The organism is Streptomyces sp. Alt3 (assembly GCF_030719215.1).
Classification (GTDB): domain Bacteria; phylum Actinomycetota; class Actinomycetes; order Streptomycetales; family Streptomycetaceae; genus Streptomyces; species Streptomyces glycanivorans.
Window position 1 is genome coordinate 1,927,963 of the sequence record NZ_CP120983.1, and the last position, 24,646, is coordinate 1,952,608.

8 protein-coding genes are annotated in these 24,646 nt (G+C 74.4%); 1 reads left to right on the forward strand and 7 read right to left on the reverse strand.

The genetic code is table 11. The features are described 5' to 3' along the window. Nucleotides 1-31 precede the first annotated feature (31 nt). The 3 genes from P8A20_RS08300 to P8A20_RS08310 all read right to left on the reverse strand — a co-directional run bounded on the left by P8A20_RS08300 (nt 32) and on the right by P8A20_RS08310 (nt 2,716). Entirely contained in the window at nt 32-1,543 is a 1,512-nt protein-coding gene (locus P8A20_RS08300; protein ID WP_147962710.1) for a cryptochrome/photolyase family protein, read from the reverse strand. A 151-nt stretch (nt 1,544-1,694) separates the two neighbouring features. Next, on the reverse strand, nt 1,695-2,360 hold the full coding sequence (locus P8A20_RS08305; protein WP_147962709.1) for a TetR/AcrR family transcriptional regulator: 666 nt from the start codon (nt 2,358-2,360) through the stop codon (nt 1,695-1,697). Nucleotides 2,361-2,506: 146 nt separating this feature from the next. Next, entirely contained in the window at nt 2,507-2,716 is a 210-nt protein-coding gene (locus P8A20_RS08310; RefSeq protein ID WP_147962708.1) for a hypothetical protein, read from the reverse strand. A 15-nt stretch (nt 2,717-2,731) separates the two neighbouring features. Here P8A20_RS08310 and P8A20_RS08315 point away from each other — a divergent pair, with 15 nt between their 5' ends. Next, complete coding sequence (locus tag P8A20_RS08315; protein ID WP_147962707.1) at nt 2,732-4,147, forward strand: lipase family protein; 1,416 nt, start codon at nt 2,732-2,734, stop codon at nt 4,145-4,147. A gap of 202 nt (nt 4,148-4,349) precedes the next feature. Here P8A20_RS08315 and P8A20_RS08320 read toward each other — a convergent pair whose 3' ends face one another. The 4 genes from P8A20_RS08320 to P8A20_RS38675 all read right to left on the reverse strand — a co-directional run bounded on the left by P8A20_RS08320 (nt 4,350) and on the right by P8A20_RS38675 (nt 24,411). Next, nucleotides 4,350-4,967, reverse strand: a complete 618-nt coding sequence (locus P8A20_RS08320; protein ID WP_306103245.1) for a type VII secretion system-associated protein — start codon at nt 4,965-4,967, stop codon at nt 4,350-4,352. Next, nucleotides 4,960-5,472, reverse strand: a complete 513-nt coding sequence (locus P8A20_RS08325) for a hypothetical protein (protein WP_306103246.1) — start codon at nt 5,470-5,472, stop codon at nt 4,960-4,962. Before P8A20_RS08325 ends, P8A20_RS08320 begins: the two co-directional genes overlap by 8 nt. 67 nt (nt 5,473-5,539) lie before the next feature. After that, nucleotides 5,540-13,963: a lonely Cys domain-containing protein gene (locus P8A20_RS38670; protein ID WP_371934390.1), complete on the reverse strand. Its 8,424-nt coding sequence runs from the start codon at nt 13,961-13,963 to the stop codon at nt 5,540-5,542. Beyond that, nucleotides 13,960-24,411 (reverse strand): lonely Cys domain-containing protein, encoded by a 10,452-nt coding sequence (locus P8A20_RS38675; protein ID WP_371934435.1) that lies wholly within the window; start codon nt 24,409-24,411, stop codon nt 13,960-13,962. Before P8A20_RS38675 ends, P8A20_RS38670 begins: the two co-directional genes overlap by 4 nt. Nucleotides 24,412-24,646 lie beyond the last annotated feature (235 nt).

Here is a 24,646-nt window from a genome sequence, read left to right on the forward strand (position 1 = left end):
GGGCCGCGCACGACGCCCCTCCCCAAGGATCTCAGTCCTGACGGTGGCGCTCCTGCTCCAGCAGTTCGTCGAGATCGGTGAGCCTGTCCAGACCCCGCACCGCCCGGACCATCCGCGCGTTGTGCTCGAACCGGTCGCGGTGCCGGTGCAGGAGGTTCCAGTAGCCGGCGGTGAAGGGGCAGGCGTCGTCGCCGACCCGTACGGACGGCTTGTACCGGCAGGAGCCGCAGAAGTCGCTCATGCGGTCGATGTAGGCGCCGCCGGACGTGTAGGGCTTGGTGGTCATGCGACCCCCGTCGGCGTACTGCGACATGCCCACCACGTTCGGGACCATGACCCAGTCGTAGCCGTCGACGAAGCTGCGGTGGAACCAGTCGGTGACGGCCCGGGGGTCCCATCCGCGCTGCAGGGCGAGGCTGCCCAGCACCATCAGGCGTGGGATGTGATGGGTCCAGCCCGTCGTCCTGACCTGGTCCAGGACGTGGGAGAGGCAGTTCGCACCGGTGGCGTCCGAGGACAGTTCCGTGAACCATCCGGGCAGCGGTTCGTGGTGGCGCAGGGTGTTGCTCTCGCGGTAGCGCGTGCCGAAGTACCAGTACACGTGCCAGACGAACTCGCGCCATCCGGCGATCTGGCGCACGAATCCCTCGGCGCTGTTGAGCGGTACGTCGCCCGACCGCCACCGCGCCTCGGCCCGCTCGACGCATTCCGCGGGGTCCAGCAGGCCGAGGTTGAGCGACGAGGACAGCAGGCTGTGGCTCATCGTCGTGTCCCCGGCGAGCATCGCGTCCTCGTACGCGCCGAAGGTGGCGAGCCGGTGCTCCACGAAGCGGCGGAGTCCGGCGAGTGCCTCCCGGCGTGTGGCGGGGAACCGGCGGGGCGCGTCCTCACCGACGAACTCGACGTCCCCGTCGCGCGACCACCGGTCGAGGTCGGACCGCACCTCGTCGTCGATCTCGCTCTCCCGGGGGTGGTAGGGCGCCGGTACGCCCAGGTCGGAGGAGCCGCGTGGCGGGGGCTGCCGGTTGTCGTGGTCGAGGTTCCACCGGCCACCGGCGGGCCCGTCGCCCTCCATCAGCAGGTCGTGGGTCCCGCGGACCCATCGGTAGAAGTCCTCCTGGCGCAGGTGCTTCGTGCCGCGGTCGTCCGCCCACGTGCGGAACTCGTCGTGCGTCACCAGGAATCCACGCGCCGGCAGGACCCGTACGGAGGGCAGCGAGCGCACGAAGGCGTGGGCCGCGTGGGACGTGGGGTGGTGCACGGTCACCCGGCCCTCCCCCACGGCCTCGCGCAGACCCTGGCGGTAGGTGTCGGCCTTGACGTACCGCACGCGGTCGCCCAGTTCGGCGGCCCGGTGGCGCATGGCCGAGAGGACCAGGTGCGCCTTGGCACGGTGGAACCGTCGCCGCCGGAGGACGCTGCGGGCCTCGATCATCAGCAGCGGGGCGTCCCGGTGCGGGCCGCCCCGCGCCGGGTCGACGAAATGGGGGCCGAGCTGGTCGCCGAACAGCCAGTGGGGGGTGCCGGACTCTTCCTCAGTCATGCCGAGCGCTCCGATGACGGTCTTCTGCCTGGCCGGCGCGCACCGCGCGACGCTTCCCTCCACCGATCAAAGCGCACGACGGCGCGGCCCGTGCTCGCCACACGCCGGGGGCACACCGGAACCCTCGGGTCCCGGCGGCCGGCCCGGGCCGTCAGTAGGGCAGGCCGTCCGAGGCCGCGTGCAGGGCGTCGAGGAGGCACGCGGCGATCTCGGACCCCGCCGCGTCGGGATCGTCGCCGTACCGGCGGGCGAAGTCCTCCGCCCCCGCGCGCAGCGCTCCGTTGAGGGTCGCCGCGTGCACCTTGGTCCTCAGGTCGTCGGCACTGCCGCCGGTGCGCCTGGCGAGGAGTTCCCCGAGCACGGGCAGGGCGTCGTCGTGGGCCTGGAGCCAGACGGCGCGGAGGGCCGGGTCGGTGGAGGTCATGCGGATCAGGTCGAGGATGAGAGGGGTCGCGGGGGGCAGCACGGCGTTGCGGGCGAGGCCCGTGAAGAAGTCCAGCAGCCCCGTCTCAGGCGGCCACTCCCCCAGTTGGTCGATGGCGGACTCGAGCCCCGCCGAGAGGAGCGGCAGTACGCAGCTCTCCTTCGTGGGGAAGTGACGCCACAGGGTGCGGGCGGAGATGCCCACCGCCTGGGCGATCTCCTCGCCCGTCGTGCCCGTGACACCCCGGGAGGCGAACAGACGCACCGCCTCGGCGGCGATCTCGAAGCGGAGGGCCTCCTTGCGCCGCTGCACGAGCGACGGTCTGCCGTTCGTCTGCGTTGTCTGCCCGCGTTCCACGGACGGCGCTTCGCGCACTGTCGCCCCCGCCCTCATTTCCTGTGACCCGCAGCATAGCGAGTCACAGGGAAATGGCGCATGCAGACGTCTTGTCACTGTGCGACACGTAGACCTACGCTGCCGTAAGTGACCAGCGAGTAACACCGCTGCCACGCACGGCATTTGGCGTGCAACGACCGAGTTCAGGCGTCATCGACCACCATCGGCCGGCCCGGCTGTCCGCGCAGTTCGGACAGCCGGGCCGAGCCGACGGCGTCCCACCCGCGTCCTCGACGGAGCGCTCGCCCCGGCACGGCCGGTGCCCGCGCCCCGCCGACGGCCGTCGCCGCCGCGGCCTGGCGGGAGGTGGACGCCGGCACCGCGCGCGGCATCGACGCGATCACCCAGCCCACACCGAGGAGCGCAGCATGAGCCGCAAGAGAGTCCGTTCCCGTGACACCTCCCCCCTGCACCCGGCTTCCGCGCAGCCCGCGGCGAAGAGCCTCGGCGGGACATCGCCCGGCCGGCGCCTGCTGGCCGGCGTCGTGGCCGCAGGCGCCGTCTGCGCCGGTCTGTCGGCGGTACCCGCCTCCGCGGCGACGCCGGAACCCGTCGTCTCCCGCGGGGTCACCATCCCCGCCTTCTACACCCCGCCCGCCGAACTTCCCGCAGTGAACGGCGCGTTGGTCCGCACCGAGGCCCTGCCGCTCGGGCTGAGCATCCCCGGGCTGGACGGCCGGCCCATGCCCGGCACCGCGACCCGCCTGATGTACAGGTCCACCGACTCGGCCGGGCTGCCCGTCGCCGTGACGGGTGCCTACATCGAGCCCACGGCCGCCTGGAAGGGCAGCGGACCACGCCCCCTGGTCGCACTGGCCTCGGGCACCATGGGCCAGGGCGACCAGTGCGCGCCGTCCTTCGCCCTGCAGCACCCGCTCACCCTCAAGGGCGACACGGTGTCCGTGGGATACGAGGCCCTGGCGATCTACCGGATCCTGGCCACCGGAGCGGCGGTCGTCGTCACCGACTACGTCGGCCTCGGCACCACCGACCGCCTGCACACCTACGTCAACCGGCTCGACCAGGCGCACGCCCTCCTGGACGCGGCCCGCGCCGCCCGCGCCGTACCCGGGGCATCGGTCACCGCGGCGTCCCGAACCGGCCTGTACGGATACAGCCAGGGTGGCGGCGCCAGCGCCGCCGCCGCCGAGCTCCAGCCCTCCTACGCACCCGACGTCCCGCTCGCCGGCACGTACTCCGGTGCGCCGCCCGCGAATCTGACCTCGGTGATGAAGGGCATCGACGGCAGTGCGCTCGCCGGGGCTCTCGCCTGGTCGATCAGCGGATTCGCCCAGTCCGACCCTGACCTGCGGGCGGTCGTCGACGCGAACATCAGCGCCGCCGGGAAGGCCGCGCTCAAGGACGCGTCGACCATGTGTGTCGGCGACGCGCTCTTCGGCTACGGATTCACCAAGAGCAGCAAGTGGACCACCGACGGCCGGTCCATCGGGGACGTCATCGCGGCCGACCCCCGTGCGAAGGCCGCCCTGGACAAGCAGCGCATCGGCACGCTCAAGCCCGCCGGCCCCGTGCGTCTGGCGACCGGCGTGCAGGACGACATCGTTCCGCACTCGCAGGCACGGCAACTGGCCGTCGACTGGTGCGGCAAGGGCGCCGACGTCACCTATGACGCCATCAAGCTGCCGAACCTCGGCGACAAGATCCTCACGAATCACCTCGTCCCGCTCGTCACCGACCAGGGCGACGCGATCTCCTGGCTGACCGACCGTCTCTCCGGCAAGCCCGCCACGTCCAACTGCTGGACGATGCCCCTCCAGCTCTGACCCTCACCGCACGCGGCCGTGGCTTTCGCTCGTCGGCGAGCGGCTCGGCGTCGGAGAGCTCGGCCGCCGGCGTGTGTCGGGGCAGGAACACGGCCACGAAGGGTGGAAGCGGAGTACGTACTCCTCGATCCGCCCGGGCTCGATGCGAGCGCGTCGCCCGCAACCGGCGGCCGACGGGAGTGCCGACCGGGACGCCGCGCGTTCAGCCGTCCGTCGCAGTGCTGCTCGGCGCCGTCACGACGCCGAGCAGCGTCTCCGCCAGCCCGTCCACGGCCAGCACCATGCTCACGGCGGCTGTGCTGTTGAGGCAGAGGTGGTGACCGGAGGGGACGCGGCCGAGCAGGTCCACCACCGGCATCCGTTCGAAGCCCAGCTGCCCGGCGGCCTGGAGATGGCGGGGGGAGGTGAAGACCAGCACCACCGCCGTGCCGTCGGTCGCCGACGCACTCACCGGCTCGCCGTCCGCCGTGACGAGCACCGCGACCTCGGTCCTGGCCAGGGCCGAGGTGACGTCCTCCACCGGGCCGTACCCGGTGGTGGCGAGCTGGATCGCACGGTCCACGTCGTCGGCGGGTTCCGGCCATCCCATCGCCTCGGGTGACGGCCTGTAGTCCTCGTTGTCCTCCCATTCGACGATCTCGCCCTCGGAGTCGGAACGCCACTGGCCGACCACGGCCCACTCCGGCGGCGGGCCGTCCCCCTGCCAAGCCGGATCGGCCAGGTAGAGCCAGTGGTCGGGTGCCAGCCGGGCGGCCTGGACGAACTCCTCGGGGGGTACGGGATCCTGGGGGGCACGGGTTTCGGCGCCGGACTCACTCATCTTGGCCTCGCTTGCTGGGGGTACCTGAATCGGTGCGGGAGCGCCCGGTGGACCTGGCCCGGTACACGGACGCGCCGGACGTCTGCTGCCACTGTTCACGCAGCTCCTCCGCAGGGAGGAGCAGGGAGGCCGGGGCCGACGGGCTGAGGAAGAGCACGTCCGGGCCGGACGGCAGTCGGTCGAGTAGAGCGGGAAGCGTCATCGTCACGTGCGCGGGAATCCGGTCCGCCGGCGCCCCCGGCGGCGGCGACGTGAAGACGGGCACCGCGTGGGTGCCCCCGGGCATCCGCGTCCGTGCCGGCTCCCCGTCCTCGGCGACGCACACGGCCACGGTGCCGGCTTCCGCGATCGCCTCGGGCGGGACGGGGAAGCCCGGCTCGCCGCGTGCGACGGTGACGGGCGGCGGCGCGGACACGGGGGCGGATACCGCCGCGCGCTCGGCTGCCGCACCGGAGGCCGGTGCCGGCCCGGGGGCGCCGTCCGGATGTCCGCTGGTGGTCGGCATGAGGTCGCTCCATACGGTCACGCCGCGCGGAGGCCCGGCTCGCGGAGGAAGGCACGTGGACATCTCATCACCCACGCGCACCGCCGATGTCGCCCGCCCCCGGTCCGTCGCCCTCCCGCGCACCGTCGGACGGCGTGGCGGGCGCGAAGTGCGGGTTGGCGACGTACGGTCCGAGCGGCATGCCGTACTCCATCGGCTGCGCGCCACGGATGTACCGGCGGTCGATGCCCCCGGGGAACAGCACTTCCTCCTGGTCGGGGAAGGGCGAGGCAAGGCCCAGGGTGGCGTTCACGTCGATGCCGCCGGGGACCTGGATGTCGTAGCGCCAGCGATAGCGGTGGTACAGGGCGTGGGCGCCCATCGGGTTCGCACGGGCGCTGTCGCGCACGTAGTGACGGTTCGCGGTCGTGCTCGCGAAGACGGTGGTGGGGACCAGGGAGCTGCCCCCGTAGACATGGTCGAGGAGGTGCACCATGTCGGGGCCGTACGCCCTGAGGCCCTCGCCGAAGACCCGCTCGGGCCCGTCGGGGCTGAAGCGGAACAGAGGGCCGTCGTGGTCGCGCCACAGCGCGTCGGGGAGTGTGCTGCCCGCCAGTGCGGCCGGGTCGGCGGCGACGGTGGCGGGGTCGACGGGCGGAGCGCTGCTCACCGGCCCTGTGGCGGGCCAGATGACCGGTACGGGCGGGGGGCCGTCCTCGGTCGCCGTGTGCGGCTCCGTCAGCAGGCGCGAGGAGGCGACGAGTCCGCGGCCGGGCAGGTACCAGTCCCAGGCCGGGCCGTCGGAGTACACCTTCCCGGCCATGTCGGTGACACCACCGGCGGACGGTCCGTCGGAGTTGTACTCGCCGCGCAGTCCGAGGGCCGGTATCTCGGCCACGAACACGTGGAACTCCGCGTCTTCCTGGCCGTAGCCCCACACCGTGTGACGGTCGGTGGAGGTGGCCACGGGGAAGGCCTCCAGGGTCTCCGCGAACCGCTCGTCGAACCGTCCGTCCGCCGAGTAGGGCTGGGCCCGCCCCGCCGGGTCCGACGCGGCGTCGACGGCGCCCGGGGACGGGAGCGAGCCGGTGGACGGCGACTCGGACGGGGCCGGGCTCCGGGTGCCCCGGCCGGTGGACCGGGGCACCGGCGCGGGGAGCGTGCGGGGCGCGTCCCCGGCCGCGGTGTACCGGACCGGACGCGTCTCGTGCCAGACGTCGGCCGTCGGCACGCTCCCGGCGACGGCCGAGTCGCGCAGGTCCAGCACCGGCTGTCCGGAGCCGCCGGCCGCCGACAGGTCCGCGGGGAAGTCGGTCCACCAGACGGAGCGGCCCAGCCGCTGGGCGAGCCGGTGGGCGACGTCGCCGGCGTCGGCGGGCGGTCCCGAGAACGCCAGGACCACGGGGGTGGTCAGTTCCCGGCGCATCAACGGCAGGTCGTTCGCGAGCATTTCCGCGAACTCGGCGGTCGGCACGCTGGACGTCTCGCCGTCGTAGGACAGGCGGAGGAGGTCAGGGTCGTGCGGATCCGGGGCGACGCGTACCAGGTACGGGACCGGTGTGTCCGTCCCCTGCTTCCACGGTGCGTCCACCACTCCGGCGGGTGTGCGGAACCGCGCCAGGTCCACGTCCGACGGCATCGGTACGCCGGTGAAGTCGCGGCCGCCCCCGTGTGCGCCGTCCTGGACCGTGCGCAGACGGGTGGTGGTGTAGGCGCCGGACTCCTCCAGGGCGTATGCCGCCGCCGCGTCCGGATCGGACGCGTCGCGGCCCACCGCGAAGGCGCGGGTGATCAGGTCCAGCGTCTCGTCGCGCTCCGCTCGGCCCGTCCGGGCGCCCGGGGGCAGGTGGAGGACCTGCGCGATGAACTCGTGCTGGCCGGGGTCGGCGTCGGGCAGCGCCTCCTCGGCCTTGACCCGGGCCCAGAAGATGCGTGACCGCTCGGTCACGCCGACCTCGTCGGCATCGATGTCCAGGGCGGTCGCGGCCTCGTCCGCGGGGTCGCCGTCCCGCATCCACTGTGCGGCGGCCTCCACCGCCGGCAGGTCCACGAAGCTGACCAGCACGTCGCCGGGCCACATGGACCACTGCTCGGCGGCGGCGGTCAGCGCACGCCGGGTGGCTTCCTGGTCCACGGCGGCGCCGCCGGCGTGCGCCTCGGTCACCCGGCGCAGCAGGTCCAGCGTGAAGGGGCCGGCCGCGTCGAAGTCGGAGTCGCTGCTCCACATGTGGTCCACCGCCGCCGCACCGCGCAGCAGATCGCCGAAGTCGGGGGCTTCGTCCACCTCGTGCCCGAACGTGAGCCGCAGCGCCCGCACCAGGCGCAGCGTCCTCGCGCGCGCCTCGTCCGTGACGGGTCCGGCGCCCGTGCGGTGACCGGCGGCCTCGGCCAGGCGGTCCAGTCCGGGGCCCGAGGGCTCCGGCCGGAACAGGTCCCAGGCCCGGTGGCGTCCCTGCGCGTCCGCGTACAGGGTGCGCATGTAGCGGCCGCCGTCCGACCGCGCCCCCTGCGAGCTGTACGCCAGGCGGACGGTTCGTCCCGTGCTGTTCGCCAGGTGCTGTCCCATGGACACGTCACGCAGCGGGTCGGGGACGAACGGGCCGGGGAAGGCGTCGCTCACGGTGGCCGGGGCCGGCACGGCACTTCCCCTGGGCGCTCCGCTCCAGCAGACCACCAGGTCGATCCAGTGGTCCTCGGGCAGGCTCGCCAGGCTCTTGCGGCGCTTGAGCCACGGCCCGGCCTCCCGCTCGTCGACCAGCCGGACGCCGCCGTCCCGCAGCGCCAGTTGGAGGACGCCCGGTTCGCCGTGCATGTCCAGGCGGTAGGCGGTGTCCTCGGGGCCCGGGCGCGGCAGGTCGTGTTCCTGGGACGTCCCGCCCGTGGCGGGGTAGTGGTGCACGAACGTCGTCATCCGGTCGAAGTGGCGGCCCTCCTGCTCGAAGTGCTGGGCGTACTCGGCGGGGTGGTGCGAGGCCCGGCCGATCTGCTTCCCGCTCAGGGAGCTGACGATGGGCCGCGTCACCACTTCGCGGTGCCAGGCCGGTGCGTCGTCGTCGGGGTCGGGGGCCAGGCCGGGCACGCTCGCGATCCAGTCGCCCTGCGGGACGCCGGGCCGCCGGACGATGTCGATGGTGCTCGCCGCTCCGGGCGCCGAACTGAGCGTCACCTCGCCGCTGTGCGCCCACACCGTGAGTCCGGTGCGGTCCGCGAGCTTGCGCGGCAGGTCGAGGTAGGCGTCCCCGGCGAAGGGGACGGCCAGCACGATGGGGGTGCCCTGCGCCGGCGTCTCCTGCGCCACGTCCGCCGCGACGAGCTCCACGAACTCGTCGACGTCCAGCTCGCGCGTCGAGCCGTCCGGCAGCCGTGCCTCCACCCGGTCGTGCGCTCCGTCGGCGGCCACGACGTAGGGGGTGACGCCCTGCGGCCACGGGGTCCGCAGGGTGTCGAGGACGTCGTACGTACCGGACGGGGTGTCCTCCAGCACGTCACCACTGGCCGTGTCCAGCTCCGCGACGGTGTCGTCGTCCCAGTTGAGACCCGGGACCCGGCGGCCCTGAACGGTGAAGTGGCGCGCGCGGCCGGGCGCTCGCACACCCAGCTCGGCCAGGTGGAAGGCGCCCAGGGCCGCGAGGCTCGTGGCCGCGCCGGCGGCCGTGGACCGTTGCACCAGGGCGAACAGTTCCGCCAGCCGGTCCTGTCCGACGCCCGCGCCGGGGTCCAGGTGCAGCACGCGGCGGGCGAGCGCGTCGACGTCCAGCGGGCGGTCGCGCAGGGAGCGGTCACGGCGACGCAGGGTGTCCAGGGTCTGCATCGCTGCCGCGTCGGGCGGCTGGGTGATGCCGATCGTCGCCTGCCGGCCCAGCTCCGCGCGGGTCACACCGTCGAGGGGACCTGTGCCCACCCAGCCCTCGGGGGCCCGGGCCATGCTCCGCGCCCCGACCGTGAAGTCCTCGACGGTCAGGCGCGGTCCGCCGGCGGGCAGGTCCTGCTGGAGGTCCTCGAGGGCGCGCGCCAGCAGCCGCCGGAACAGGGTCCGCGCGGTCTGTGCGCGCCGCCTGGCCGCGGCGGCCTGCTCGTCACGGCGCGCGTCGGCGCCGTAGCCGGTGACGGCGACGCGTGGCAGCGACACGCCCGCCCGCCGGTTGCGCAGCCCCGCGGCGGCCACCTGGGACGCCAGCAGGCGCAGGGTCTCCGTGCCGTCCGCGGACGGTGTCGTGATGCCGTGCGCGTACGCGACCAGGCTGCGCGTGGGAAGCGCGGGCGGCGGTGGGGCGGCCGGGGCCGTGCGGACGGGCGTGGTGGTCACGGATGCCGAGGTCGTCTCCACCCCCTCCATGGGGTCGGAGTCCGTCTCCACCCCCTGCATGGGGTCCCCGGCCGAGGAGCGGGCCTTCCCCGAGGAAGCTGTCGCGGCAGCGGCGGACGGCGGAGCGGCGGGCAGGGGCGAATCGACCGGTCGGCGGCCCTCCTGGACCCCGCCCCGGTCGACGGGCCGCGCCTCGCGCCAGTCGGCGGCCGTCGGGCTGGTCAGTGTCATCAGCGAACCGACGAGCGTGGGCACCGTGACACCCGCGTCGTCCGTACCGGACAGCTCCACCGGGAAGGGGCTCCACCACACGCTGCGGCCGAGCCGCTGGGCCACCAGGTCCGCGACGCCGGGCGCGGGCCCGTCGAGACCGTCCAGTATCAGCAGGACGGGGGTCGTCAGGTCCTTGCGCCGCAACTCGGCGTCGGAAGCGAGCAGTTCGGCGAACTCGGCGGCCCGCACCTGGTACGTAGCGCCGTTGAAGGTCACATGGAGGCCGTTGCCGTCCTGCAGATCCACGGAGGCCCGCACCAGGTAGGGCACCGGCTTGGCCGCGCCCGAGGCGTCCTGACCGGCCCACGGAGCGGCGACGACTCCGCTCTGCACACGGAACGTGTCCAGTCCGGGCAGGAGGGCGGCGGCGCCGTCCTTCCAGTCGAGACCGCCGCCCAGGGCGGACCCCATGGTCGTCGCCGCCGAGGCGTGGTCGAACGCGCCCCGTGACTCCAGGTCGTACGCGGCCGCCACATCGACGTCGGCCATGTTCCGGCCCGCGGCGAAACCCCTGGTGAGCAGGTTCAGGGCCTCGCCGCGCAACGCCTCGTCCACCTCGACGGCGGGGTCGAGATGGAGCACCCTCGTCGTGAGCGCGTCGGCGTCCTGGGCAGCGAGCAGTGTCTCCTCGGCCTTGACCCGCGCCCAGAACATCCGTGCCCGCCCGGCTCCGTCCACCTCGTCGGGGCCGGAGAGCTTCAGCGCGGTGACGGCCGCCGTGTCCACCGCCGCGGTGTCACCGAGCCAGCGGGCGGCCGAGTCGAGCACGGGCAGGTTCACGAAGCGGCTCACCGGCATGGACGGGCCGGACTGCCAGGCCTGTGCCGCCGCGGCCAGGACACGGCGGGTGACGTCCCGGTCCACCCCGGACGCAGCCTCGGGGTGGGCGGCGATCACCCGTCGCAGCAGGTCGTGCGAGAACGGTCCCGTCGGGCCGAGGTCCGGATCGGCGTGCCACATGTTGACGACCGCGGCGGCTCCGCGGATCAGGGTCGTGAAGTCGTCCGCGTCCTCCACGTCCTGTCCGAGTAGCAGACGCATGGCCCGCACCAGGCGCAGCAGCTCGGCACGGCTCCGCGGCGACGCATCACCCTCGAATCCGGCCAGTTCCGCGAGGCGGTCGAGCTCGGCCTCGTCGGGCTCCGGACGGCGGGTCTCCCACCACCACCGGCGGCCGCTCGCGTCGGTGAACAGCACCCGTACGGGGTCGTCCTGGTAGGTGAACGCGCCCTGCAGGGCGTAGGAGAGGCGCACCGTGCGCCGCGTCTCGTTCGCGAGGTGCTGCCCCAGGGAGAGGGCGTCGTCCGCGAGCGGATCGGCGGCGAACGGCACGGCGAAGGAGTGGCCGGCCTGGGAGAGGTCCTGCGTGGTGCCGTCCTGGGGGGTCGAGGAATAGCAGACCACCATGTCGAGCCAGTGGTCGGCGGGCCTGCTCGAAAGGCTCTTGCGCCGGCGCAGCCACTCGCCCGCCTCGTGCCGGTCCGCCGTCCTCGACCCTCCGTCGGCCATCGGCAGCACCAGCCGCCCCGGCAGGCCGTGGCCGGCCAGGTGGTACGCCTTGTCCTTCGGCCCCGGGTCGTCCAGCGGGAGCTTCGCGGAGTACGTCCCGGTGGCGGGGTCGAAGTGGACGTACAGCGTCATCTGGTCGAGGCGGCTGAAGTTGTGCTCACGCGTGCCGGCGAGCTCGCCGGGCGTGTGCAGGCTGCGGCCGATCTGCTCTCCGGTCAGCGCGCTGACGACGGGCTGGGTCAGTACGTCACGGTGCCAGTCCGGTGCGCCGTCGTCGGCGTCGGGCGCGAGGCCGGGCCGGACCGGGAACCAGGAGCCGTGCGGCAGTCCGTCCTGCCGGATCACGGCGATGGTACTCGCCCCGGCCGGGCCGGGGTTGCGTCGTGCCTGGCCGCTGTGGACCCACACGGTGCGGCCCGTCCGGTCGGCGAGCGTGCGCGGCAGGTCCAGGTACCGGTCGCCGGCGGAGGGGACGGCCAGCACGATCGGGGTGTCGTCCGGGAGGCCCTGCAACGCCGGGTCGGCGGAGACCAGTTCGGCGAATTCGGCGGCGTCGAGGTCCTGCGCCGTGCCGTCGGGCAGCCGCACCGTCACCGTGTCGTGGCGCCCGTCGGCCAGCACGGCGTACGGCGTCTCGCTCCACGTCCACGGGGCGAAGTCCGTGATGCCCATCGACTCGAAGCCGCCGGACCCGTCCGGCCGGAGGCCCTCGATGAACATGCTGTCCAGTTCGACGACGTCGGATCCGGCCCAGTTCAGGCCTGCCATCCGGGTCCCGCCCACGGTGACGTGCCGGGCGCGGTCCGGGGCGAGGACGCCCTGCTCATCGAGGGAGAACGCCGTGAGCGCCGCCAGGCCGCCGGCCCGCCCGGCCGCGAGTGCCCGCTCGACCATCGTGTACAGGTCGCGGCGCATCTCCGGGTCGACGAGGACGGACGGGGCGAGGTGGAGGACGCGCCGGGCGACCGCGTCCACGTCGAACGTACCGGTGCGCAGCTCCGGGTCGTCGCGGCGTGCCCCGTCCAGCGCCTCGACCGCCGCCGCGTGCCCCGGCGAGGTGAGGGCGATGGTGGCCTGGCGGCCCAGGTCCGCGCGGCTCACCGGCTCCGGCAGGCCGGCGATGCCGACCTGGCCGGGCAGGCGCGCCCGGCCACGCTGGGTGATCTTGAAGTCCTTCGGGGTCAGCCGGGTCCGGCCCACCGGCAGATTCGTCTGGAGGGCGCGCAGCGCGTCGTCGAGACTCCGGACGAACAGGTCGTACGCGGTCCGGGCACGCTGGTCGCCCCGCTGCCGGGCGGCCTGTTCCCGCTCCTGCGCGGTTCCGGCCCCGCGTGCGTCGGCGCCGAAGCCCGCGATGTCGATCTTCGGCAGCGGCACCCGCGCACGCAGGTTGCGCAGCCCGGCCCTGGCGACCTGGAACGCCAGGCGTTCGACGTCGCCCTGTGCGCCGGCCGAGGGCCGCGTCTCTCCCGGGGCGTACGTCACGAGGCTCTGCCGGGGCAGGCGAGCGAGCGGGCGGGGCGGGACCGCGGTCGTCGGTACGGCGAACACCTGCTGCGCGCCGCCCGTGTCCAGCGCCGTCGGGTCGGTGCCGATCGGCTCCGCGTCGGCCATGTCCACGTCGGGGGCGGCCAGGTCTTCGAGGCCCGTTGCGAGCAGGTCGAAGTCGAAGTCACCGAAATCGAAGTCGAAGTCACCGAGGTCGACGCCGTCCCATGCGGAGATGTCGAGTTCGCCGAGGCCGCCGGTGTCGAGCACCGGTTCATCCGGTGCCGTCATGTCGATGTCCGGCATATCGGCGTCGGTGCCCGACTGCGCGACCGGGGCCGCGGCCGGGGTCGCTTCGGCGTCGGTGGGGGTGTCCGCGTCGGCGCCGGTGTCCGTGGCAGGCGGCGTCCGGCGCTGTCGCAGGCCGAGCCCGGAGCGGAGCGTGTCGGCCAGCTCCACGGCGGACACGGGGGCGGCCCCGGTACCGTTCCAGGCTCCCAGCAGGTGGCCGGCGACACGGCGTACCGCGTCGCGGAAGTCCTCACCGGCGTACCGGGAGTCGGCGAGGACCGCGTGCGGCTCCGCCGGGAGCACCAGGGAGACGGCGGCGTCCCAGGCACGGTCGGTCCCGCTCCCGCCCGTGTTCTCGGGGGCCGTTCCGGCGAAGTCCGCGTACGCCCGTGCCCACAGCCGCCTCGACGCTCGCGCGGCGGCCGTGTCCATCGCGTCCGACCAGGCACCGTCGCCGGCCATCCGCACCCGCATCAGGTCCAGCGGCGACAGCGCGCCCGCGGGCAGCCGGTCGTCGCCGCGCAGCATCATCTCGGTCCGCTGGCCGACGGAGAGCGTGATGCCCACCGCCTCACGTTCCCGCGGGCCGAAGGTCTCGTCCTCGGCGGGCCCCGCCGGACCGGGCGGCAGGTCGTCGTCGGTCAACTGCCCGGCGATCCATACGCGTTCCCGGTCGGTCCGCGGGACGACCGGGGCGGCCGTCCCACCGTCGGCGGCGTCGTCCGGCCCGGTGTCCCGCGCGTCGGGGGCGACGCCCAGGGCCCACAGCCGTGCCTCGGCGTCCTCCAGCAGGCGACGTGCGGCATCGGCCTCGGCCCAGGCGTCGGCCGCCGCCGTCCCGTCACCGCCGGCCCGCTCCGCCGTCGCGGCTCCGGCCGCGGCCTCGACGAACGCGCTCGTCGCCCGTGCGTGCGCGACCCGGGCGGCGTCGAGTTCCGGGGTGCCGGCCCGGTGGTGGCGCGCGCCCCGTCCGTGCGGTGCGGCTTCGCGTTGGTGGCCACCGCCGTACCGGTGGCACCGGGTCCGTCGCCCTCGGCGCTCGTGATCCGTCCCCAGGTACCCGCCGTGGCCGGCTGACCGCCGGGGCCCGGCAGCACCGCGACGGTGTACGTCCCGGTCGCCGGGTCGTGGTGGAGCGTGGTGGCGCTGTGCGTGGCCCACCAGTTGCGGGCCGAATTGCGGGCGCCCTCACCGGGGACGCTGCCCTCGACGGGCCGCGCGCCGGACGGCCTGCCGTGCGGCACCACGGCGATGACCTCGGCGTACCCGTCCTCGGAGAGCAGCTCGGGGTCGCGGAAGACCAGTTCGCCGAACTCGCCGGGCGGTACCGGTCCCTGCATCCGCAGTCCGTCGGCGTCACCGTCGGCGACGTACACGAAGGGCCGCGGACGGTGCGGGTCGGCCGACCAGGGCGCGGGTTCGGTGCCGACGGGCACGAGCGTGCCGTCGGGCGCGTACCCGAGCAGGGTGACGACGCTCGGGTCGAACGTGCCCTGCGGCCGGGACACGCCGTCCAGCGCACGGCCCCAGGCCGTGCCGTCGTCGTCCGTCAGGAGCCGGTCCGGGTCCAGTGCGCCCTGCTGCTCCAGGTGGTGTGCGGCCAGCTCGCTCAGCTGCCGGGGGTCGCGGCCGGCGGCGGCGGCCCTCCGTGCCACGAGGACCGCTTCGCCGAACCGCGCCGGGTCGGGCGCCGGCAGGTGCAGGACGGCGGCGGCGAACGCGCCCTGGTCCATCTGCCCGGTCGTCAGGGCGACCTTGAACGACGCCCACACCAGCCGCGACCACTCCGCCTCGCCCACCGGCGCCGAGACGTCGAGCCCCAGGACGTCGCGGGCGATGTCCTCCCGGTGGGGCGTGGAGGCGAGGTCGGTCAGCATGTGGACGATGTGCGGCAGCGCGATCCAGCGGGTGAGGGGTTCGCGCGGCCCCGTGTCCTGGCGCCGGGCCGCCTCCACCAGCAGGCTCCGGTGGGCGTCCGGAGTGAACTGCGGTGCCGGCCCCGTCGCGAGGCCTCCCGTGTGGTAACCGGTCAGGAGCTGCTCGTACAGGTCCAGGGTGAACGTGCGCGCGCCGTCCCGGTCCAGGTACGGATCGGCCTCGCGCATCAGGTCGAGCGCACCGATGCCCCGGAGCAGCACCGGATGGTCCGGGGCGTCGTCGACCGTGGGGCCGAAGATCTGGCGCAGCGCGCGTACCAGCCGCAGCGTCCGTTCCTGTACGGCCTCGGGGACCGGACCGGGGCCGTGGTGCAGCCCTGCGTCGCGGGCCCGCTGCTCCAGTGCCGCCCCCGTGGGCTCCGGTCGGAACATGCTCCACGGGTAGGCGCGGCCGCGTGCGTCGGTGTGAAGACTGAGGTAGGCCTCCTGGGCGCCGTTCCGCGACTGGACGGCGGCGTTCATGAGGGTGGTCGCGAACACCGTGCGGCCCGTCTCGTTGGCCGTGTGCTGGCCGACCGCGACGTCCGCGAGCGGGTCGGGTGTGAACGGCAGCGGTCCGTCGATGTGCTGCCCGTGCATCTCCCCGATACCGGGGGGCGCCGCCGCGTAGCAGACGAGCAGCACCACGGGATGCTCGGGGGCGAGGGAGGCCAGGCTACGGCGGCGGGCGAGCCTGCGGGCGAACTGCGGCCCGTCGTCGGTCCGCTCACCCTGCGGGGTGTGCCACATGACGGAGCCCGGCAGGCCGTGGTTGTTGGGGAAGTACGGCGTGGGCAGGTTGAGTTCGACCCAGGGCACGGGTGTCGTGGGTTGCGTGGCGTCGTAGGAGGTGCGCTGGAACGTGTACGAGGTGACCGTCCCCAGCCGGCTGTGGGTCAGGGTCCGCGACCAGCCCCCGTCGTCGGAGTCGGCGAGGTCCATGGAGATGTAGCCCGTGGACCGGTTCCCGTGGTGGGCGACGGAGAGGGAGCTGATCTGGCCGTCCGCCGCGTCAGGGTGCGAAGTGAGATCCGTGGCAGGCGTGTTGGCGAACCACTGGCCCCTGGGCGCCTGCTTCTCCTCGTCCAGCAGCAGGACGACCGAGCGGTCCGGGGCTCCGGGAAGGCGCCCGATGGCCGACCGGCCGGTGGTGGCCCACACCTCTCTGCCGAGGCGGTCGGCGAGCCCGCGCGGCAGGTCCAGGGAGGCGGCCTCGGACCGGGCGACGTGCAGCAGCAGCGGTCCCGGCCGGCCGGCGAGGCCCCGGTCGAGGGCCATCAGCTCGTTGAGGACCTCGGGCGGGACGGGACGCGCGAAGCCGCCGAGTCCCCGCACCACGACCGCGTCCGGCCGGCCGCCGAGCAGCACGAGGTACGGGTCGGGGTGGCCCGGGGTGGGGAGCCACGGCGCGGTCTCGGGCCCGCTGTGGCCGGTCGTGCCGTCGGGGGCGCGCGAGACGCGGCCGGTGGAGCCCGGGTCGAAGTCGGCCGGCAGGACCTGGCCGAGCCAGTTCCAGCCGCGCGGGCGGCCCTGCGCGTCGGTGAGCCGGAAGTCCGTGTGGAAGGCGCCGCGCCGGACGAGGTAGTGGGCGGAAACCGCGCTCAGTGTGCGGGCGCCCGCGGTGGAGGGGTCCGTCACGAGCCGCATGAGGGCGCCGCGGGCGGCGGCGTTCACGGTGTCGGAGGGATCGAGGAGCAGCGTCCGGCGGACCAGGGCGTCCAGGTCCAGGAAACCGCCGCGCAGCTCCGGGTCCGCGTGCCTCAGCCGGTCGAGACGCTCCAGGCCCTCGGCGGCCCGCCCCCGGTCGACGCCGTTGAGGGCGCCGAGGCCGTACAGGGCGTCGAGGATCGCCTCGCGGTGCCGTTCCGCGTCGTCGGGCGACACCTGGGGCGACGCGGCGGTGGTGCCCTGGTGCGGGGCGGGAGCGGTCGGCATCTGAGGAGCCGGGTGGTTCGGCTCGGAGGCGACGGGTCGGGTGTGCACCGGACGGTGCGGAAGCGTCGCACGGGTGTGCGCGCCGTCCTGCCGTACGACGCCGCCGACGGGCTTCGGTTCCAGCTCGTCCAGCAGGGCCTGCGCGTGCTCGTCGGGGAAGAGCCCGTCCCGCGCGACGTTCTCCCTCAGCTCCCGCTCGCCGAGGGGATGGACGTTCCAGTACCGGCCCCAGTTGTCCGTGTAGTCCAGGGCCGGGTCGTGGCCGGGGACGCCGTCCAGTGCCAGCTGGGCGCCGCGCATCACCTCATGGGCGGTGTGGTGGCCGACGGTGAGCGAGATGGCCAGCATCCCGGCCCGGATCAGACCGAGGTCCAGGTCGAGGCCCCACTGGTCCCGCATCCGGGCGGCGTGCAGCACGAAGCGGTACGTGGACCCGGCGGTGCCGGTCGCCACCAGGCCGCCCGAGTCCTCGGACCGGCCCTGGAAGTCGGCGCTCATCGCGAGGTCGTACACCGCTGTCGCGGGCATCCAGGTCAGTCCGGCCTCGTCGACCGCGATCCGGCGCTCCGCCGCGCTCAGCGGCGGGCGCGCGGTGTCCGGGTGCGGCGGATCGGCCACGGGCCGCGGCAGTTCCCTGACGGCGGCCTCCTTCTCCTCGAGGGTCATGGCCGACTGCTGGATCTCGATGGCGCGCCGCATGTACTCGGCGTAGGCCTCCCGCTGCCGGCGGCTCGGCCGCTCGGCGGCGATCTCCGGGTGCTGCTCCTCCACGCCGCCGAGCATCTCCGGCACGAGGTTCTCGGAGATCCCCTCGTACAGGAACGCCACGAGCTCCCGCAGGTTTCCGCTCCTCAGCACTCGCTGGAGGGCGTCGCGGGACGTGCCGACGACGCCCGCCTTGAACTTGCTGGTGTCGCCGAACGTCGCCAGCGCGCGCGGATGCCTCATGCGCGCGGCCGCCCACGCGGCACTCGCCATCTTCCGGAACTCGGCGGTCACCGCCTCGTGTTCGGCCAGGTACTCGCCCAGCCGACGGTCGAAGGCGGCGGACTCCTCGGCATAGCGGATGCGCGCCATGACCCACGGGGGCGCGTCGCTGTTCCTGCGCTCCGGGCCGGGCCCCGCGGAACGGCCCCGGGAGCGGGACCTGCCGCGCTCGGGGGTGGGGACCGTCAGGCGCTCGGCGGTCTCCTCGGGCCCGGCGGACGGGGATTCGGCCGTCTCCTGCCCGGTGCCCGGGGATCCGGAGGCCCGGTCGGGTGCGGGCCGCTCGGACGCGGCAGTCTCCCTGACGGGCGTGGTGGTCCCCGACGGCGCCGACGAACCCGGCGGGACGAGCCGCTGGTCGTCGATCTCGATCGTCACCACGCGCCCCTGGGCCGGGTCGGTCGCCCTGCGCACCCGCTTGGCGGCCTTGGTGAGACCGAAGTCCCGCACGCCGACACGCGGTCCGCCCGTGTCCGCCTGGAGGGTGGTCAGGATCTGGCCCAGCCTGGTCGCGAGCGCCCTCGCGACGGCGTCCGCCCGGTCCTGTCCGCTGGCCTGCGAGCGATTGCCGTGCCCGGTGAGGGTGATCTTGGGCATGGGGAGTCCGTTGGCGCGGTTCCACAGTCCCGCCCGCGCCAGTGACTGCGCCAGGCCGTCGATCGTGCCGTCCGCGTCGGCGGGGACGCCGTGGTCCCCTTCGTCGAAGTGGATCGCCTGCTGGTGCCAGCGCGGCGCGTGGCCGTGCAGCACCACCGTCGTCAGCGGATTGGCCACTGCGGGCGAGAAGTCCGACAGCAGTGCCGCGTTGACCTCGTGCGCGGACTCACCGGGCCGCTTGCTGTACGCACGGAAGGACCAGAGGTCCTTGTCGTCCATCACCGGCGCTGCGTCCCGGATCGCTTCCCTCGCGCGGGAGCGGGCCCGGTCCACCTCGCCCAGTGCCAGCGCGTGCTCGGGCCGGTCCTCGTCGAAGAAGGCGGGCAGTTGCTCGGCGTCGTGGACGGCGGCCAGGGCCCTGGCGACCCGGGCGAAGCCCTCCGGACCGTCGGTCTCCGACCGGTCCGCGCCGCGTTCCCGCGCCTCGGCGACGTGCCGTTCGGCGCCGCGGGCCAGCTGGAGGAGCTGGTGCTCCCCGTAGCGGTCGAGGTTCTCGTCGATGACGTCGTCGAGGGCCTCGGGGGAGATCGCGGTCCGGGAGTGGGTCTCGTTCTCCAGCGTGATCTGGTGGGTGCCGTTCTCGCTCTCCAGCACGACCTGCGCGAAGTGGTAGGGGGCGTGGGGGCCCACCCGGTCGCCGGGCTTGGCGTGGTTGTGCGTGAACAACTGCGCGCCGCCGTCGTTCGTGGTGCTGACCGACTGGATCAGATAGCCCTCTCCGACCCCCGCCCACGCGTACTCGTTGACACCGATGCGCCGCGCGGCCGACGCCAGCGGGGTGCGCAGCGGGTTGTCCGGCTCGTAGCTCAGGGCCCGGCCGTAGCGCTCGCCCGGTGTGGGCGCGCCCACCACGCCACCGGTGAAGCGCTTGTCCCTGCCCGCCTGGCGGGCTGCCCAGCGGGGGGTCACCTCGGCGGCGGGGCGCGAACCCTCGGCGACCTCCGTCAGCGCCTGGGCCAGGTGGTGCGTCCCGGTGACCTCACGGCTGTGCTGTCCGTTCACCGGGGCGGTGGAGACGACGGCGCCGGTGGGCCCGCGGAAGGCGATGTGGGACAAGGGGGCGTTCGTGGAGCCGGCCACCATCTGGGCGAAGGTCCGGGTGAAGGCGTGTTCCGAGGCGCCGGAAGCCGTCAGGAACTCCGGCTCCACCCGGTACAGCGGTTCGCCGTAGGAACCGTCCTCCTTCGGCAGCAGTACGCCGGCCGACTCGTCGGCCTTCAGCCGGACCCCGGCCCCTGCCGCGGTCAGCCGCGTCGAGGAGCGTTCGATCGCCGCCCGGGTGGCGTACACCTGGCGGCCGCGGCCGGTGGTGTCCCCGTCGCCCGCGAGCATCGCCAGCGTGCGGTCCTCGGAGATGTGCAGCGGCGGCCGGCCGGCCATGGGGACGGTCCCCTGGTCCTGGCGCGGCAGGACCAGGGCGTCGGAGCCGGTGCCTGCCCGGACCTCGCCGACGGCGGGCGGGAGCGGCCGCGTGAACAGGACCCCGGTACCGCGCTTGTCGATGACGCCGTAGTCACGCGTCGTCAGCGGCCGGGGGCGGAGCCCCTCGATCTGCCGTTCGAGGACGGCCTGGTCGGCCAGCCGGTCGAACTCCGCGTCTCCCTCGGTACTGGACCGGTCGTCGTCGCTGTCCGGGGCGGGCCCGCCGTCGGTGTCGCTGTCGAAGTCGCGGGCTCCGGGCAGGCCGTCGCCCTCGGACGGGTCGCTCGATGCCCAGCCCGCCCCGGTGTTGCCGTCGTTCAGGTCCAGCATGAGGTGGCGCGTCCCGGCGGTGGGGTGCGTGGCGACGTCGACCGGGGCCTCGGGATACCAGACGCGGCGGCCGGTCGTCCCCGTGACCAGGAGGGCGACGGTCGCGGCGTACTCCGGAGGCAGCGCCAGGACGATGTCGGCGCCACGGGGCCGCCGGGAGTCGTACGAGATGAGCATGGCCAGCTCGTCGGCGCTGTCCACCCGGAAGGTACGCCCCGGCATGGTCACCTCGACGGCGTGACCGGCCGCCCTGGCCACGACCATGTACGGGTTCTGCCACGGGGCGGGACGCGGGATGACCCGGCCCCGGCCCCGCACGGCGTAGGAGGCGGGCTCGGGGGCGGCCAGCCCTCGCCCGGTGAAGTCACGCCCGACGACGGCCCCGTCGTCGTCGCGCAGCAGCGTGCCCTCGTCCATGGCGCCGCGGCCGGTCTCGATCTGCCGCTCGATGAAGTAGACGGCGAGCTGCTCGGCGCTCGCGAGGTCGTCGGAGGAGGCGTCGAGCGCCAGCGAACCGAGCAGCAGGAAGTCCGCGGGGCCCGGCCGCGCCCCGGCGGCCATGTGCAGGACCTGGCGGGTGACGCGGTTCAGGCCGTGGCGCAGCTCACGTGACGTCGGGTGGGTGGCCGCCTCCTCCCGGACGAGGTCGAGCAGCGCCTCGGAGGCCTCGCGGAGCCGGGCCCGGGGGATGTTTCCCCGGTGCGGGCCGAACACGGTGTCCAGCCAGCCCGGATCGGCCGCCTCGTCGTCGGAGTCGGAATCGGAGTCGTCGGACTCCTCCGCGAGCGGGGAGAGGTCGCGTCCGGGGGGCAGCGGGGGCGGCACCGCACCGTCCGGACCGGACTGCGGCGAGGCGTCGGGGAGCGACACCGGGTCGACCCACACGGGCTCCCGGCTCTCCGCCGGTGCGTCCGTCCGCGCGTCGGCCCAGCTCGTCCCCTCCGGCGAGGTGTGCACGTCGATGTCCCCGGCCACCGCCGCCCACAGCTGGAGGTGGCGCGGGCGCAGACCGGTCTGCGCGAGGCCGTCGGGGGCCTGCTCCCGGAAGGGCCCGAGCAGGCTGCCCGGCGCGTGGAGCCGCCCGGGGTTGCTCGCGTCGCGCGTCTCGTCGCGCAGGAACAGCTGGTGCGCGAGTTCGTGCGCGAAGTCCGCCGGGTCTGCGTCGGCCCACCACGCCCGCTGGTTCATCCGCTGGTCACGGCCCACGAGATCGACCGTCAGGTGGGGGTTCTCGTCCGGCCGGACCGGCTCGACGGTGACGTGCAACCGGTCCCCGTCGGGAAGCTTGTGCCCAGGCCGGTTGTAGAACTCCTCCACGCCCTCGAGCACCCGGGCCAGGACGGCGTCGGTGTCCGCCTCTCCGTCCCCGGGACGCAGGGCGAGCCGCACCGTCAGGTCGGTGACGGTCTCACCGGCGTGCGTGAAGCGCCGTACGTCGAAGGCCGACCGCACGACGACGCGCGGCCGGTCGTCGAGGCGGGCACGGGGCGGCTCGGACGGAGACGGCCCGGGGGGCGTGGCGTCGGCGGTCCCCCGCAGCGGAATGCGCAGTGCCGAGTCCCCGTCGCCTTCCGGCACCAGGTACAGGGCCGAGTCGTCCGCCACGACCCGGTGGGGTGCGGGCTCCTGGTCCAGGTCCGCCATGAGGAGCGAGAGCGTCTCCATGTTGTCCACGCGGCCGATCCAGCCGCTGTCGCCCCGCAGGATCGCGCCCGTCCCGTGGACGAAGTCGTGACCGAACCTGGCCCACCCGGTCGGCGGGATCTCGTCCCCTCCGGGGAGCCGGATGTGGCCGGTGTCTGCGACCTCGTAGCGGAAGGGCTCCGGGCGGGACTCGGCGTCACGCGTGTACGTGAACCACCGGTTCGGCCGGGGGCCCGCCGTGGCCGTCGCGTCGTCCGCGTCCGGGGCGGCCGGCCCCTTGCCCTTCCCGGTGTCCGGGGGTGTGCCGGCGGAGGGTGTGCCCGCGTCGGGCACGTCGGCGGCGGACACGATGAAGCGCGGGTCGACTCCGTAGCGGGGACGCCCGACGGTGACCGGACGGCCGATGGGCCACTGCTCCGCCACCGGGTCGGCGCCGTCGTCGCGCGAGCCGCCCGGCAGGCGCTGGGAACCGCCGCGCGGACCGCGGGTGGCGACGTCCCGGGGCCCGCCGCGGTGGTCGTCGACCGTGATGTCGACGGTGGCGGTACCCGCGTCTCCGGTGGAGGGCCGGCGGCCGCGCACCGCGACGGGCTCCACGGTGAAGCCGTCCGCGGTGAGGTGCGGTTGCGGGGTTCCCTCCTGGTATTCCGCGAGAGCGTCGGCGAGCTCCTGCCGGAAGGAGGCCGCGACCGCCTCGGCACGTGTCCTGGTGAGGTCCCGGCCGAGCAGGCGCCCGCCGCGTGTCCCGCTGATCCTGACGTCCGGCAGCGGCAGCCCGTTCGCGGCGTTCCACAGCCCCGCCCTGGCCACCACCTTGGCGAGGTGCCGGACGGGGTGCTTCGCGCTCTCGGGCGTCCGGTGCGCGTCCTTGGCGAAGGTGACGGAGACCGGCAGCGCCAGCTGTCCGCGGAGCACGACGGCGGTGAACGGGTTGGCCTCGGCGGAGGGCTTGTCGGACAGCAGTTCCGCGTTGGTGTCGTGGGCCGACTCACCGGGACGCTGCGCGTACATCCGCATGTACCACTGCCGCTTGCCCGGGATGACCGCTTCGAGCTGTCCGACGCGCGTCGCGGCCGCTCGGGTGGCCGCTTCCAGCGTGCGCTCGGCCGCGGCGCGCTCCGGCGAACCGGCCGGCGCCGCCAGCATCTCCGTACGGGCCTGGCCGGCCCTGATCATGGCGAGCGTCAGGTCGAGGTGGCCGCGCAGCTCAGCGAGGTGCCCGTCGTCCCCGGCCTCCTGCCTTCCCTCGATCTCCTGTCGCAGGAGATCCGCGTTCTCCCGCATCTCGTCCACCGTGAGGGAGTCCAGGTTCGCCCGGACCGTTCTGCGGTGCCGGTGGTTGCGTACCGAGGAACGCGCGTGGTTCTCCAGGGAGATCTGGTGGCTGCCGTCCTCGCTGGCCAGGACGACCGTGGCGAAGTGGTAGCCGAAGTGCGCGCCTCCGGCCGCGTTCTGCGGCTTGGCGAAGTTCTGCTCCAGGCTCGGCTGGCCCTGGGCGCCGGCCGCCGCGACGGACTGGACGACGTAGCCCTCGCCGATGTCGGCCCACGCGTGCTCGTTGACCCCGATCCGGTGTGCGGCGTCCGACAGGGCGTCGCGGCGCGGGTCGTCCGGCTGGTCGAGGCTCAGCGCGCTGCCGTACGCGCGGCCGGGCAGCGGGCCCCCGTCGCCGCCGGTGGGCCGGTCGTCCCGGCGGGCGAGGGACGCCGCCCAGGCCGGATCCGCGGATTCCGCCGGTATGTCACCGTCCGCGACGTGGCTCAGGGTGTCCGCGAGGTGATGGGTACCGGTGACCTCCGCGCCGTCGGAGGCGTTGACGGGCGCCGTGACCGCCGGTCCGCCCCCGGGACCACGGAAGACCATGTGCGAGGTGCGGGCACCGTCGGCCAGCATGTCCGCGAAGTCCCGGCAGATCTCTTCCGTCGACTCGCCGGAGCGGGTCAGGAAGGCGGGGACGACACGGAACAGCCGCCTGGTGCCCCCGTCCGGGGTGGGCAGGATGATGCTCAGTCCCTGATCGGCCCGCAGCCGCACCGCGAGGCCCGCCCGTGCCAGCTTCACGGAGGCGTTCGCGACGGCTTGCTCCGTTGCGAAGACCTGCTGCCCGTAGGCACCGTTCTCGACGGCGAGCGTGCGGTCCGGGGAGATCCGCAGGGCGGGCCGGTCGCTGACGAGCGTGTTGCTGTACTCCTGTACGGACATGGCGATTTCGGGGGCGTCCTCCGTGCCGCTCAGTGCCCGTGGGGTCTGCCAGCTGCCGCGGATCCCCCCGGGCCTGCGGAACAGCACGCCCTCGCCGCTGTCGTCCACGACGCCGTAGTCCGTCGTGGTCAGCGGCTCCGGCCGGCGCGCCTGGATCCCGTCGGCCTGGTCGGAGTCGTCCTCGTACAGACCGATGAGCTCGTCGAAGTCGCCCGAGCCGTCCGCGTCCTGGTCC

Coding starts and splice junctions, on each gene's coding strand:
- P8A20_RS08300 (WP_147962710.1), bottom strand. CDS start 1,543: ATGACTGAGGAAGAGTCCGGCACCCCCCACTGGCTGTTCGGCGACCAG.
- P8A20_RS08305 (WP_147962709.1), bottom strand. CDS start 2,360: ATGAGGGCGGGGGCGACAGTGCGCGAAGCGCCGTCCGTGGAACGCGGG.
- P8A20_RS08315 (WP_147962707.1), top strand. CDS start 2,732: ATGAGCCGCAAGAGAGTCCGTTCCCGTGACACCTCCCCCCTGCACCCG.
- P8A20_RS08320 (WP_306103245.1), bottom strand. CDS start 4,967: ATGAGTGAGTCCGGCGCCGAAACCCGTGCCCCCCAGGATCCCGTACCC.
- P8A20_RS08325 (WP_306103246.1), bottom strand. CDS start 5,472: ATGCCGACCACCAGCGGACATCCGGACGGCGCCCCCGGGCCGGCACCG.
- P8A20_RS38675 (WP_371934435.1), bottom strand. CDS start 24,411: ATGTCCGTACAGGAGTACAGCAACACGCTCGTCAGCGACCGGCCCGCC.